Genomic DNA, 13,834 nt, shown 5'->3' on the forward strand with positions numbered 1-13,834 from the left:
GCAACCCGCTATGACCGCTGTCCCAAAGTACTCCTTTCTGCCATCGCGCTCGCAGCAACCGTCATCTATTGGTTATGAATCCTGACCCTAGTGACAGTTCTGTGGGTCACGATGGCGATACAGCCTTGGCGTCGTCGACAATCGACGGGTACGAGTCTTATCTTCGCTGCTGGATCAACCCACAACTTGGCCCGATTTCACTTTGCGACATAGACAAAGCAAGAATGCGGGAATTTCGAAACTACTTGATTGCTAACTGTCCGAGCCGCAGCACCGCCAAGCACGCTCTAAACGTTGCGAAAGCTATCCTAGGATATGCGGTATTACTCGATGCCGTGTTCTCAAACCCTGCTCAGGGAGTGAAAATAAAATTAGACTGGAGCGAGCAAGAAGACATGAAAACTATTCGCATCCCCTCCGACCAAGAGATTGCGGATCTAGATGAAATGGCCCGTAGTCTCTACAGGTCCGATGACATCCGTATCGCGCGAACCTATCGCAGGTACTATCCGCTGTTTCTCATTCTTCGGATGACCGGCGTTAGAATTTCGCAATGCCTTGGATTGCAATGGAGCGATTTCGGTGTGGGCTTTTCGGCGGTTACTGTAAAACGAAAAGTCGATCGTGTACGCAAAAACAAATCACTGAAAGAACGAGTCGGTAAGACAAAAACAAGAAACGCCCGGCGCGCAATTCCTATTCCACAATCTGTTCGCCCAGCACTCGCCGAATGGCGACTTGCCTGCCCCGCAACTAATGAGGGTTGGGTGTTTCCAACCAGAACAGGTCAGCCATTGGACTACAACAACGTAAAAAACAAGTTCTGGAAACCATTGCTAAAGCGCGTAAATGATCAACGCAGGCAACAACTCAAACCGCCAATAACGGATCATGGTCTCCACGGCTTGCGGCATTTCTTTGTTTCGGTGCTGGTCAGGGCAGGACGAATTAAAGAGGCCTCGGTACTAGCCGGTCATAGTTCTGTAGCCTTAACGCTCGACCACTATGGTCACCTAATTCCCGGCGATCAGCAGACCTTGGATGAGGTCACGAAGATTGTCGCACAAAACCTAATTGTTTGAGCAAGCTGGCTCATTATCAATAGGCTCCTGAAAGCTTGACCATCGCCTTGTGCACTGCTGTTATCCTGCAACGTCGGTGATGCAGGATTGTTGCCATCGCCGTCAACAACGCCGAGCGCGATGCGACATGGGCAATTCTGCTGTTGTGGCCGAGTCACTTGGTAGCCGTTAATGGAAGTTACCAAGCAATGTGCTCTATCCACTCCTTCGCGGTCATCCGATAGAACGACTCAGATGACCGCTCCGAGCCCAAGGCCGACAATCGGATGCCGTGGTAAAGACCAGTAGGCAAAGCCAGTGTTCCGAGTTGTTTAGTTCGTGGGCCTGACCGCGTGCAGTCTCCAAGAATTTGGAACGCCCTTCAACTCGTGCTCACCGCGGTCTTGAAACTCGAACGGCGCACCAAGCATCAGTTGCCGCGTGAGATCGGAGGCCAAAACCTGTCCTTTCTGGGCTTGGCCCATCACCCGCGCTGCTATGACCACGCCAAGGCCGCTGATATCCTCGCCGCGAATTTCAATCTCACCAGTGTGAGCGCCGAAGCGGGCGTTAAGGTCGATCGCAGACAATGCTTCTCGTAAAGAACCAGCGCAGGCCAGCGCACTTGTAGGAGAACTGAACGTTGCCAGCACGCCGTCGCCGGTGAATTTCACCAGATGACCACCGTGTCGAGAGATCTGTTTTGCGCAGATTTCATCGTGGCGGTTCATCAGTTCGCGCCAACTCTCATCTCCGATGCGTGCTTGTTGCGAGGTGGACGCAACGAGATCTGAGAACAGAACGGTAGCAAGGGTGCGCTTGGGTTGGGTCGTCGCCGGTGCTTCGCCGGTGACAAACTCGACGATTGCGGCCGCATAGCTGTCCACGTCGCCTTCCCATGGCACATGCTCGTGGCCGGGTATGGTTTTGTACTTAGTGGATGGCATCAAACGCAGAAAATCCTGGGCACAATCAGCCCCGTTGGGTTCTTCGAGTTCGCGATGTATGACCAAAGTAGGTTGTGAAATAGACGGAAGCAATTCCCGGATATCTATCCGGGCAGCCAATTCGAACAGGTTGGCGACTGTAGTTGGGGTCGCGCTCATCCTTTGGAAATGCGCCCATGCTTCTTGAGCTTCAGCATCGTCCTCACTTGGGCCGAAAGCCGAGAATGGGTGAGGTTTATAGAGCTTCCCCCAATTCTCGCGGAACTGTTTCAACGCGATTTTAAGGCTTTCAGGGGTCAGGTAACCGCGTGTTAGACGGCCTTGAGCGTACCCACCGCACAAAGCCAGACGTTCGACGCGCTCGGGGCGCATCGCGGCATAGACACAGGCAAGTGAGGCCCCCTCGGAGAAAGCAATGACCGTTGCTGAGGTTATTTCAGTGACATCCATCACGGCCTCTATATCCATGACACGCTCTTCAAGGGTCGGTGTCCCTTGAATGCGGTCTGACATGCCGTTGCCACGCTTGTCGAATGTAACCAATCTTCCCACCGAGCTGAGAGCTGTCATCCACTGCAGATAGCCCGGATTTTCCATGGACGCTTCCAGATGCGAAATCATTCCGGGGACCAACACAAGATTGCGCGGCCCATCGCCCCAAACTTGATAGGCGATGGATAGTCCGTCGCTTTCGGTAAAAAGGGTCTCCACATTGGCAGTCATGCGCCCCTCCCAGTCGTTCTCTGGCCAATCCTCCGCCCATGTTTTCAATGTGGTTCGCGACGGAGCCAGCGCATGATCATTTTGAAGTTCGAACGGCCTATCGGTCAATGATCTCTTTGGTTGAGCGTAACGTGCATCATGCCTGGATTGTAATAGTCAGGATAAAAAAAACTGGAGGTCTGCATTGTCCGCACCTCAGTCAATCGCTCAAATCTCACGAACGTTCGCTGTGTGGTAGAAGCCACCATTGAGGTCTCTACCACTTTGTGGGTCCTGACCCTCGAAGCGCGGGTTACTTTCTATTACTGTTCGCAAAGCTATACAGCACAAAAAACGAGTTAGAACTTCATCGCACTAAGTGCCCCATAGTGCGTACTCGATATCCTTTCTGAGCCGCAAAACACAGTTAGAAAAACAAGCTTTTCTGACCTCGGATCAGCGCCCTTTTTGTGAGTTAAGCTTACTTTTTTGGGCAGTCTTTGGGCAAATCATGCTCTTGAGCTCCTTTTGTTCCAAAACCAACTTATCCAAAGTTCACGAAGCAATGCCGTCTAAGCCTCTACGAAGACTAAAATAATCAGTTTTGGGAGATGGTACCGCCTCCCTGGCTTGAACAGGGGACCTCTGGATCCACAAATTGGCCTACCCCAACTGATATTCATTTAAAATCAATACCTTGAAAAGCAGCCGAACAATTGCGACATAGCGGAGAAGTTTGGACTTAGAGTCTTTGGAAGTGTTATTCGAAACGAGCCAAAAATTCCCGTTACTATACGTTTTCAATAGTCGGCAACCGAGCTGGTGGGCGGGCTTTGAAAAAATTTCCACCGATAAAGGAATGATTTGCGTTCAGTTTTGACCTTCCGATTGCCATCGAAGCCTTTCAATAATCATACGCCACACCTCAAAGTTTGACGGTGCTTCAACCATTCTTTCGATTGTAACAGGAAGATATACCTTGGCAGTGCTACGTTTCCGGGTTGCGCTCCTTCACAAAAAGCCAATAACCTTAAGGTTGAAAAGACTTTTTTGATTTCGGAGTAGCTTCTTGAATATGTGTTTTGATGGCACGTCAGTCAGTAGTCCAACGCAAGTTACTTGGTTTAGCTGACAATGTCGTTGCCAAAAGCCGCCGCAATTTCGATCAGCGAAACTTTATCACTATTGGACGGACCCAAAAAAACGTTCGCTGAGGGTGTTGCCAACGATCAGTACGTTTTCTGGCTTGGTTCGGGAATTTCCCGCGACAAGATGCCCGACCTTCGCAATGTAGCCAAGCACATCATTTCGGAACTCCAATCACGCGCTGATGTGGCTGACCCCAATTGCCGATTTGTTAAGGCCCTCGACGAGGTCGTAAGTTGTGCAAACCCAAGCCCAGAAGAATTAGGGCGAATTGACTACAGCGACGACGTCAAGGATTGGGTTGATCTTGACGCTCTAGCGGCACGCCTCGTCCAAAACTACGCTCGCATGCTGAATGTCACAGTCGATGGTGAGGAAGACGACTACCTGCTTTGGGACGTCCTCCGCGCTCAAGAAATTTACGCTGATCCAAACATCGATCCTGATACAGAACATCTTTGCCTTGGGGTTCTCGCAGCGGAGGGTGTTGCGTCGGAAATGCCCACAGCCAATTGGGATACGCTGATCGAAACCGCAATCCGAAAGCTGGTTGGAGATCAACCAATCCTAAGGACTGTAGTTGCTCCGGATGAAATTCGTCAGAACAGAATGCGAGCGAACGTGTACAAGTTCCACGGTTGCGCAGGATCGGCGCTGAGAGCCCCAAATCTATACAGGAGTCTTCTTGTAGCTCGCGACAACCAAATCAACGGTTGGAGCGCAAATAACAGAGTTATGGCGAATTGCTTGCGAAATCTAATCGTATCGAAGGCCACGCTGATGATTGGACTATCCGCGCAAGACGCCAACATTCAGCAATTGTTTTCGGAAGCAGAAGAAAACATGCCGTGGAGTTGGCCGTCCGAACCACCGGCATACGTGTTCTCCGAAAACGCTCTGGGGTTTGACCAAAAAAGCCTACTAAAGAACGTCTATAGCCAAGACTACAACGCAGCTAGTCGCCCCTTGATGGTAGATGAAGCGCTGTTTCAAGCCTATGCAAAGCCGCTGCTGTTATCACTTGTGCTTTACGTGCTCAGTGCAAAACTCAAGTTACTTGTTGACCTGAAGCTACCTCAGCTCGAAGACAACGATCGCGAACTCCTTCACGCAGGGTTGAAGAAGTGTCGTGATTTGGTTGCCTCAGCACTGAGCCATGAGGAACCAATGGCTTCGGAACTAATTGGGCAAATCGGTCGAACGCTAACAATGTTCCGAGAAGGAGGCCTTCCGTTACCTGCGAATGGCATCTACGCGCCATTAACTACAGAACCATTGGAGCGCATGCCTGCTGACCCTAACCTTTCAGCGTCTGGACTGTGCGAGTTTGCAATAGCCACTGGCTTAATTGGAATGGGGATTAACAAAGGTCTTTGGACAGTGGAAAAGGCCGATACTGCCTCACCCGACTCCGGCGCATTTTCAGTCGTTGGACGAAGTGGTCCCGCAAAGCTTTACTTTGTGTCAAACGGACGGACTGCAACAAAGTTAATCTACAACGGTCATGTGGCAAATAACGATGACGCTATACTTGTTCACAGCCACGAAACGACTCCTAGGTTGGCTAGGTCGCCACGTCGTGCTCCCGGACGAACCGGCCTTTCGAAGCTGCGTGAAGTAAGCATCGAAGAACTTCTGGAGGGTGGTACAGATGCTGAGGAATTGTTGGACGGTTTTCGACAAAAGGTTGCATTATGACATCCACACCGCCAATCAATCGAGTTTCGGAAATTCTGCTCGAAGCAGGATTTCGAAAAATACCAATGCCACTTCAAGTCGCTGGAATGGAATTCGACTTGGCAGGAGCCTTTGTCGGTAGCGACTATTCTCCAGATCTTGTAGTGGTCGGGGACATAGCAACGGATGGCGAAGCTAAAGTAGTTCGTCAGATTGAGGGCGTTGCTCGTGCGCTGGACGTGATGAGGTCGCATAGACCCATGACTGCGGTTATTCTCGGGCCAAGACCAATTGGAAAGACGCTGGACGCATTATCTCAACTTGGAAGGGTTCTTCCTGTTGAAGAAGCATCCAACCAATCCGAACTCCGCGACAGGCTTGCGGTACTGTTGCCACTCGAAGTTCCAGAAAGCATTTCAGGAAATTATGATCTAGGAGATCGTGAGGATTTTGCTTTACCAGACCATGCTCTCGCCGGCGAGTTCTTCGAAGCCTCGAAACTAGGAGCGGCGGAGGTCAAGAACCGCTTATACTCGGCACTAAATGAAGTGCTCGAAGAGATCGATAATTCAGAACAAAACGGAGAGGAAATCTAAAGATGACACGCCTCAAGTCTCTCCACCTAAAAAATTTCCGCAGCATAAATGGAGACGTAAACGTTTCTCTGGACGCTCCTATTGTGCTAATTCATGGCCCCAATGGCGCTGGTAAGACCAGCTTGCTTTCAGCAATAGAGCTTGCGTTAACAGGCAATATCCCCTCTTTGTCACGCGCAGAACCCGGCTATTTAAGCTATTTACCGCACAAAGACAGCGAATTTGGTCAAGTTTCGCTCGAAATCGAAAACTCAGATGGTCAGCTCCAAAAAACCGAGATGAAGGTTACGGCAAACGAAGTGATTGGATCGCCACTTCTAAAGCCGGATGACGCGACATTCTTCAGTGAACGCAGTTACCTCGCACAATCTACGTTGGGTAGGCTGCTGGAAATCTATCAGCATTCTGAGCGCAAAGACGACTCACCATTGACTCGGTTTGTAAAAGAATTGCTGGGCCTAGACCGAATGGAAGCTCTAATCTCTGGTCTATATCCCGCTGGAAACGTTACCCGTCTAAAGTCTCCGGTACCGGCATATGCGGAAGTTCGAGCCGCGATCAAAGCTAGAGAAGATGAAATCAAAGAATTGACCTTACAGGCTCAAGAAGCTCGTAAAGACGCGGAAGAAGGAAAAAACGGACTGCAAAACCAGCTTAACGATCTGGATAGCTCTTTAATCAAACTTGAAATGAGCGACCTAATCGAAGCGCTAGAAGACGATCCAGAAGAGCTTGAGCAACAAAAACTGCTTGATGCACGGCGTGAATTAAACGTTTCGTACAATAGTTGGAGCAAGAATCTTGATGCGCAAGAAACTGCCAATCGCGTCTCCTTGGAGGCCGAAGACAGGTCAGCCAGACGCGCGATGCAAATTTGGTCATCCAACCACGAACTGCGAATTGAACAGCTTCTGACAAAGGCCGCAGATTTCTTCGCCGATTTCTCTGTAGCCAGCGAAACCGCTTATTTGGAACGAGGGCTGCTACTTGAAGAGAGGCTAACTGGCGATCTTCAACGGATTGAGCGTGTCGTTACTTCCCATGAGAAATCCCTGACGCTTAGAGATAAAATTGCGCAATCGCTTCGCGAAGCGCAATCCAGGCGGAATAGAATCGACGAAGAACTCTCTTCGGCATCTCAAACTAATGAAACAATCGCTAAGGCGCTTTCTCAACTGACCGCCGAAATACATGATAACACTTGTCCGGTATGCGACCGGAATTTTTCGGAGGTATCGCCAAAGCCATTGGCTTCTCATGTTTCTGAGAAGGTCGCCGCCATAGTTGAACAAGCTGGCCGTATCCAGTCTCTCACCGAGGCGAGAAGAACATACCAAACTGAGATTAAAAACCTTGAAGTTGAAGTCGAGCGAGTAGAACGCGAACTGGTCGCTGACTCAGAGTTGAACGACTTGAAGTCTAGGTCCGTTGATGTGCATGAGGTCAGGCGTCAACTACAATCTGAAAGAGCTCAGCTCCAAAAAGGCGATCAACTACGGACAGCGCGAAATAGTGCAGCCCGAAGATTATTGACCCTAAAGAACGCCGATGAAACTGCGGTGGTCTTACGTAATAGTCTCGTCGAATTGAGCGAAGACTTGTGCTTGGAGGTTGAGGGGTCCGAAACGCCGCTCCAACTAATGGAATTGATTCACCAGACAATTGAAGAGAGGCAGGTCGAGTTAAAGAGCAAACAAGATGCAAGAGCCAACGCGCTCGATGCCGCAGAAGCGTTGATTGAGGCGCAAAACAAATCCGAAAAAATCAGAGCGATCCTAGCTGCAAAAGAGTCCGAACTTGCTGCCTTGGAAAAGAAAAAAAGCGATGCAGACGAAATAATTGAAATTGGAAAAGAGGTTACAAGGAGAACTCACGAGGCTCGAAACGGTGTTATGCGAAGAGTATTCAGTGATGAACTGAACACAATCTGGCGTGATCTTTTTGTTCGTCTTGCTCCAGAAGAACCCTTCATTCCGGCATTCGCAATACCAGACTCTGCAAACGCCAAAATTGAAGCTGTTTTGGAGACGCACTATCGACACGGTGGAAAAGGCGGCAACCCGCGAGCTATGCTTAGCGCCGGGAACCTCAACACTGCCGCACTCACACTTTTTCTGGCTCTGCATCTTTCCGTAACGCCGAGACTTCCATGGTTGGTAATCGACGACCCAGTCCAAAGCATGGACGAAGTTCACATTGCTCAATTTGCTGCGTTGCTACGAACGCTCTCAAAACAAGTGAAACGTCAGGTGGTAATAGCTGTACACGAACGTTCATTATTTGATTATTTGGCGCTAGAGTTGAGTCCCGCTTTCGACGGAGACAGCCTGAACGTTATTGAGTTAGGGCGGAATTCAATTGGCGAAACGATATGTCGTTGGGAGCCGAGGTTTTACGTTCCAGACGAAGCGTTGGCTTCATAGCCAGCCGCAGTTAGTCGGTGGAAAACAATCGCTCAGGCCTCATGCTGGGATCGATTTCATTTACACGCGACTGCGCCCAATCCAACCAAGTATCGATGGGCTTGCCTTCTATTTCCAAAGTATCGGAATCGTTGACGTGCTCGCGCAGACTCTGAATAAACAATCTCAGTTTCTGTGCGTGCTGCCACTGCTCAGCAGCCTCCTGAAACCTCACCCATCGTTTTTGTTCTCTCTGTTCCGAATTTCTTTGAAGCGCTTGTTCAGCCCGAATGCGCTGCTGTTCTTTCCTGTCTTGGTATTGCTCCTGCTCACGTCTTCTCTTCGCCCGCTGAGCCGCCAATACACAAACTACAAATCTCTTAAGACCTTTCTTGAGAACCTGACTTTGACTACATGAAAACTCTAAGGGTTGGATGCAGTCACCTCTCAGAGAAAATTTGAGGTCTTTGGTTGGATACAACCAATCACTGTGGTGTTCAGGCCAACGTGTCCAATTATCCGGCTCGACGCCTTCTCGACGAACTTCAGACATTTTTTGGCGAATGATCGCCACAAGACGAGCACCACCAGCATTCAAAACAAAGCGCCCATTCAAGTTCGCTTTTGTAACTTCTACCCCATGGGGCTCTACTGACTTAATAAAGGCACTCGTTACTCTAAGGCGAAAGTCATCATACTCACTGATTGATCCTGTCTGTCTTTCTTCACTCCAAGCATCTGAAACAATACAGTTTTCGTCACGTAACCAATGCTCAACAATCGGATGGGAATTGTCCAAACAGTCATCTACTATCGGAATCGAAAGAATTTTGTCGACTTCCTGTCGATCTCTTTTGGTCTGCTTGGCCTGACTGTCCATCGGAGAGCTTTGCGGCAATATCACCGGCGCTGACAATTCCTCTGCCCCCATAGATAATGGCGGCGTTTCAATCGAAATACCAAGCTGGACTTTCGTCCAATGGCCCGCTCCCGGAGTAGGAATTCCGTATTTTTTGCAACACTTAGATAGAGCCGTATTTGAAACACCAAACTCTCGAGCAATGTGCAGTATCGGCCGCTGCCACACTAGAGTGTATAACTCTTCCACCGTTATCTGGTGATCCATTAACGAGATGTCACTGCTTTCATCCGGCTTCCAACCCTCATCATTCAAAGCAATCTAACCGGGTTCAGGACTCCAAATCTGGGTTCGAACCCCGATTCCTTTCCTTCTAGAAAATCTCTGGGTAGGCAGAAAATCGTTGCCATTCAAACTAACTAAGAAACGAAAAATCGTATGTTAACAAGGCAAGAGTTACTTACATTTGTCTCACAATTTACCCCGGACACAGGTGTTTTCCCTCAGTTTTCCCTCAGTTCAGCAAGTGTTCCTGTCCCGTTCATGCTATTTTCCCTCACCATTTTTCTGATGTGAGGGAAAATGACAATTTTCAAGCCCTTGTTTTTATTGGGTTTTTATTGCTGATTTTATGCTTGAAGCTTGGTACCGCCTTCTGGGTTCGAACCAGAGACCTCTGGATCCACAATCCAGCGCTCTAACCAACTGAGCTAAGGCGGCACTCGTCAGGGGCGATGTACCGAACGCGTCGGGGGAATGCAAGAGGATTAAAGAGGAATTTTCCAGCTTTGTTCGACAAGATCGAGCCCAAAGGAATGAACCTTTCTGCTGCCCGTCAGTTGCCATCCTGACGCCCTGTAGAGCGCACACGCAGCCCGATGGCTTTCGTGCGTCCATAGGGCCATTTCGCGGTAACCAGCGCTGCGTGCAAAGGCCATACAGGTGTGCAACATCCGTTTACCCAGCCCCTGCCCCCGCACCTCTGGCAGCAACAGAAACAACCTTAGCTTTGCCGTGTGATCATCCAGGGTGACACAGAAAATACTGCCGATCCGGGCGCCCTCGAGTTCCGCAATCCAGCCCCGCTCGCGTGATGGATCATGCGATGCGTTGAAGTCCATAAGGATACGTCCAACGAGGGGCGCGAACGTGTCGTCAAACCCTTCGTCCCGCTGGTAAAGACGGCCGTGCTGTTCAACCAGCCAAGGCGTGTCATCAGCACGGAACTGTCTGATCAGAATGTCTTCCATACCCTACCTGACCGCAAAGGCGGCTTGATTCTCAACCCTTTGCGCGCTAGCAGGAGTGCTCAGTCCCGGAGGCGCAAATGGGCATCAACACCGAACGTGACATTCAGGCAAACCTACAGATCGGCCCGACCGACCATGGAATGGTGCGCCTGTTCATCGAGGCAGACAACATCGAGATTCCGATGGACTTCGACCCTGAGGAAGCCGAGGAAATTGCGGATGAAATCCGCGCCGCTGCGCAAGCAGCCCGGGCCGTTAAGGACTGACCCTCAGATTTTTGGATCGCGCAGCGCCTGCAACCTGCGGGCCGTGTCGGTTGCGAACTTCTGAATCATCTTCTTCCGCCGCGCTGGTGCGAGTTTGTCCTCGGGTGCCATCCGCACAATCTCGGCATCATAGGCATCCGCGATTATCAGGCCGGTTTCCTGCGGCAAAAGTTCGGTCGGGAAATCGGTACCCACTGCCCAGAAAAAGCGGTCACACCAGTCCAGATACCCCTGCCATTTGGAATCCGACAGGTAATCGGCCCGGCTGGATTTGCATTCGATCACCCACAGCTCCCCCTTGGGACCCAGGCCCATGACGTCAACGCGCAATCCGCGCGTCGGGACAAATTCCTCAACAGATACAAAGCCATGCGCCAACAGGTGGCGGGAAACCCCACGGGCCAGTTTTTGTCCAGGCTGCAATTCCAGTGTCATGAGTAGAATGTGAACAATTCGTGAACAAAAATCAAGCGACCTAATAGACCTTGACATGATACCTTTTGGTATTGCATTTAATATAACACCAAAAGGTATCATTATTGAGGGGTGACAAATGCAGTCCCAAACTCAAAACGCGTTCCGTGCCCTTGCTGACCCTACCCGTCGGGAAATTGTGCAGATCCTCGCGTCTCAGGACATGACGATCGCCCAACTGACGGATCGGTTCGACATGACCCGCGCAGCCGTCAAGAAACACCTGACTGTTTTGTCAGACGGTGGCCTCATTACGGTCGAAGCCCGAGGGCGCGAACGCATAAACCGGCTGGAGCCGAAAGGAATGGCCCCCATCCTCGACTGGTTCAGCTATTTCGACCAGTTCTGGGAAGACCGCCTGAGCAATCTCAAGGAAGCTATTGAAAGGAATAAACAATGACCAAATCAGTTCTGCAAAAGACGATATTCCTGCGCGCCGAGCCGGAAACTGTCTGGGCATACCTAACCGAGCCCGACCGACTGGCCGAATGGTTTCACAAGCCCGAACGCCCGTTGGCGGAAGGCCAGAATCTTGAGATGTATGGTACAACCAGCGGAGATCTTCTGATCTGGGGAGATGTGCGCGCCGCGCGCGCACCCGAGTATCTGGAATACACGTTTACCATCAAACCACTGGGCGACACCGTCAGTGTCGTCAAATGGACGCTGGATCCTGTTCCGGGCGGCACGCGGTTGGGTTTGGTGCATGAAGGGCTGCCGCAGAATGCCGAGGCGTTTGGCTTGATCCTGTCGCTTGATGATGGCTGGGACGAACACTTTGGCAAGATGCGTAAAGCGCTGCACGAAACTGTTGATGCCTGACCCCTTGCGCAAACCCGCCGCACACCCTACTTAGGCCCGTGGCGGGTTCTGCCCTTCTTGTGATTGGTAGCATTCTGGTGGCCTTAAGCAATTCCGAGGGGGCTGGCTCTGTTCAGGTCCTGGCCTGATTACCTGGCACCCACCTGTACATACAGGTCCTCGGGAATCACACCGCACGGTTGACTGGTGGTCCCGCCACATACAATGATCTCAGGCCTCGTCCGCGGTCAGATCAACTTTGACAAATGTCTCATCCGCAAGCGCAAAGTCGTAAGGTTTCCGCCCATTCCATTGGGGCATGTATTCGTCAAACAACCGGTTTTTTTCTTCTGGCCGGGTTGGGACAACCAAATCCGCATTCGGCATATTAACGCCAAAAGCGAGTACGTGCCCTGCCCCATGACGCCGCGCCGCGTCCAGAACGGCATGATGCAGCAAGACGTGCTCAATATGACCATACTCCCCCACGCTATTATGTGTGATGATGGTGGACGGCTTGATTTGCTCCATCAAGGCGAATGCAGAACCAGCCAACAGCCCGAACAATGCGTGACGGTGGATGGGTCGCGTCAGTTCGGGGCTGCTCTCTGCCAGGTTCGAGGGCATTCTGATGAACCGCCGCAGTCGGCGGTGATCGCGCTCGACCGCAAAGGGGAACTGAACATACTTCGCCCCCAATGCTTCACAAACGCGCTGCATCGCCGCTTCACGCGTGTCGGTGTCGCGGCGGTTCGGAGCAGGCCGAAAGAAGCTTGCGACTGTAACATCGGCGCGCCCTTTTAACTGGGACAAAGTCGACCCGCAGAACAGGGTTTCGTCATCCTGATGGCACACACACACCAGAATGCGATCGTTGTGTAAGCTGTCCAGGTTTAAACGGCCAGTGGATACGCCCGGGCCGGTCTCCAAAACGTCAAAGTTGTCAACGATCAGGTCTTTGTACTTTGCCGACCTGACCGGGCGCGCACGTCCGTCGGCGATCAAATGGGCCGAGCTCTCTTTCACTTTGCCGTTTTTGTTGTCGCCCTGCATTAGGTAGCAGCAATCTGCCAATCCGGGCCACGCGGCTTCAAGCTCGGCGATCCGGTTGTTTTTCTGCGCATCCAGATGCAACAGGCCAATTGGCCCAAAGGGGTTTTCGGAAACCGCCAGCTTTAATCCCTGCACAGCCTGGGCGGTGTAAACCCTCACGCGGTCAGGAAACTTGGATCTTAGCCATTCGAACACAACCGGCACATAGACATCAACCGGCGGCCAGGATTGTCTCAAGCGTTGTCCCAGATCAATACCGATGAACTTAAGGGACGGGTTCGAATGAAGGGCGACCAGCGCCGCATGCCCACCGGCCACGCCGACCTCGGCAAAGCAATCGACTTCTTGCGCCAATTGCTGCAGCACCCGACGTTTTGGCTCCATTCCAGGTGCCATGTCACCGAGATGAAAGTCCTTCTGCATGTGCCCGTAACAAACAGTTCCATTAATGGCGACGGGCTCGCCCGCGTCGATCAGACTTTGGGCGATCACATGGTTCAACTGGGATAGGTCTTCCCGGAAAGCCGGGGAGTTCAAAAGGTCTTCGTAAGAAATATTACTCAAGGAAAAAAGCTGTTCACTGGTCGTTTCGAGTGGCGT

The 13,834-nt window shown here is 51.2% G+C and carries 12 protein-coding genes and 1 tRNA gene; 7 read left to right on the forward strand and 6 right to left on the reverse strand.

Annotated elements, in window-relative coordinates; translation table 11 throughout:
* The first annotated feature begins 125 nt into the window (after window positions 1–125).
* Entirely contained in the window at window positions 126–1,082 is a 957-nt protein-coding gene (locus ACR0J0_RS09770; protein WP_480663415.1) for a tyrosine-type recombinase/integrase, read from the forward strand.
* Window positions 1,083–1,393: 311 nt separating this feature from the next.
* On the opposite strand, the gene ACR0J0_RS09775 is transcribed toward ACR0J0_RS09770, so the two are convergent.
* Window positions 1,394–2,731 (reverse strand): adenylate/guanylate cyclase domain-containing protein, encoded by a 1,338-nt coding sequence (locus tag ACR0J0_RS09775; protein WP_480663417.1) that lies wholly within the window; start codon window positions 2,729–2,731, stop codon window positions 1,394–1,396.
* Window positions 2,732–3,844: 1,113 nt separating this feature from the next.
* On the opposite strand from ACR0J0_RS09775, the gene ACR0J0_RS09780 reads away from it, so the two are divergent.
* From ACR0J0_RS09780 to ACR0J0_RS09790, 3 genes are read left to right on the forward strand one after another with little or no spacing between them, the layout of a single operon-like run.
* Window positions 3,845–5,554 (forward strand): SIR2 family protein, encoded by a 1,710-nt coding sequence (locus ACR0J0_RS09780; RefSeq protein WP_170536164.1) that lies wholly within the window; start codon window positions 3,845–3,847, stop codon window positions 5,552–5,554.
* Entirely contained in the window at window positions 5,551–6,129 is a 579-nt protein-coding gene (locus ACR0J0_RS09785; protein WP_170439607.1) for a hypothetical protein, read from the forward strand. The genes ACR0J0_RS09780 and ACR0J0_RS09785 overlap by 4 nt, the downstream gene beginning before the upstream one ends.
* Before the next feature lie 2 nt (window positions 6,130–6,131).
* Window positions 6,132–8,552 (forward strand): AAA family ATPase, encoded by a 2,421-nt coding sequence (locus ACR0J0_RS09790; protein WP_170439609.1) that lies wholly within the window; start codon window positions 6,132–6,134, stop codon window positions 8,550–8,552.
* A 10-nt stretch (window positions 8,553–8,562) separates the two neighbouring features.
* Here the strand turns inward: ACR0J0_RS09790 and ACR0J0_RS09795 are convergent, their stop codons facing one another.
* The 3 genes from ACR0J0_RS09795 to ACR0J0_RS09805 all read right to left on the reverse strand — a co-directional run bounded on the left by ACR0J0_RS09795 (window position 8,563) and on the right by ACR0J0_RS09805 (window position 10,640).
* Window positions 8,563–9,705: a cell envelope integrity TolA family protein gene (locus ACR0J0_RS09795; protein WP_480663420.1), complete on the reverse strand. Its 1,143-nt coding sequence runs from the start codon at window positions 9,703–9,705 to the stop codon at window positions 8,563–8,565.
* 328 nt (window positions 9,706–10,033) lie between these two features.
* A tRNA-His gene (locus ACR0J0_RS09800) sits at window positions 10,034–10,110 on the reverse strand.
* Window positions 10,111–10,157: 47 nt separating this feature from the next.
* A complete protein-coding gene (locus ACR0J0_RS09805; RefSeq protein WP_480663422.1) occupies window positions 10,158–10,640 on the reverse strand; it encodes a GNAT family N-acetyltransferase in 483 nt (160 codons plus the stop codon).
* Window positions 10,641–10,717: 77 nt separating this feature from the next.
* On the opposite strand from ACR0J0_RS09805, the gene ACR0J0_RS09810 reads away from it, so the two are divergent.
* Window positions 10,718–10,906, forward strand: a complete 189-nt coding sequence (locus ACR0J0_RS09810) for a DUF6324 family protein (RefSeq protein ID WP_239338014.1) — start codon at window positions 10,718–10,720, stop codon at window positions 10,904–10,906.
* A gap of 3 nt (window positions 10,907–10,909) precedes the next feature.
* On the opposite strand, the gene ACR0J0_RS09815 is transcribed toward ACR0J0_RS09810, so the two are convergent.
* A complete protein-coding gene (locus tag ACR0J0_RS09815) occupies window positions 10,910–11,341 on the reverse strand; it encodes an MmcB family DNA repair protein (protein ID WP_480663424.1) in 432 nt (143 codons plus the stop codon).
* Between the two features lie 118 nt (window positions 11,342–11,459).
* Between ACR0J0_RS09815 and ACR0J0_RS09820 the strand changes: the two genes are divergently transcribed.
* Together ACR0J0_RS09820 and ACR0J0_RS09825 are read left to right on the forward strand one after the other, a co-directional pair.
* Window positions 11,460–11,780, forward strand: a complete 321-nt coding sequence (locus ACR0J0_RS09820; protein WP_480663426.1) for an ArsR/SmtB family transcription factor — start codon at window positions 11,460–11,462, stop codon at window positions 11,778–11,780.
* Window positions 11,777–12,202 (forward strand): SRPBCC family protein, encoded by a 426-nt coding sequence (locus ACR0J0_RS09825; protein ID WP_480663428.1) that lies wholly within the window; start codon window positions 11,777–11,779, stop codon window positions 12,200–12,202. Before ACR0J0_RS09820 ends, ACR0J0_RS09825 begins: the two co-directional genes overlap by 4 nt.
* Before the next feature lie 210 nt (window positions 12,203–12,412).
* Here ACR0J0_RS09825 and ACR0J0_RS09830 read toward each other — a convergent pair whose 3' ends face one another.
* Window positions 12,413–13,798 (reverse strand): PIG-L deacetylase family protein, encoded by a 1,386-nt coding sequence (locus ACR0J0_RS09830; protein ID WP_480663430.1) that lies wholly within the window; start codon window positions 13,796–13,798, stop codon window positions 12,413–12,415.
* Window positions 13,799–13,834 lie beyond the last annotated feature (36 nt).

The organism is Ruegeria sp. BF12 (genome assembly GCF_056538705.1).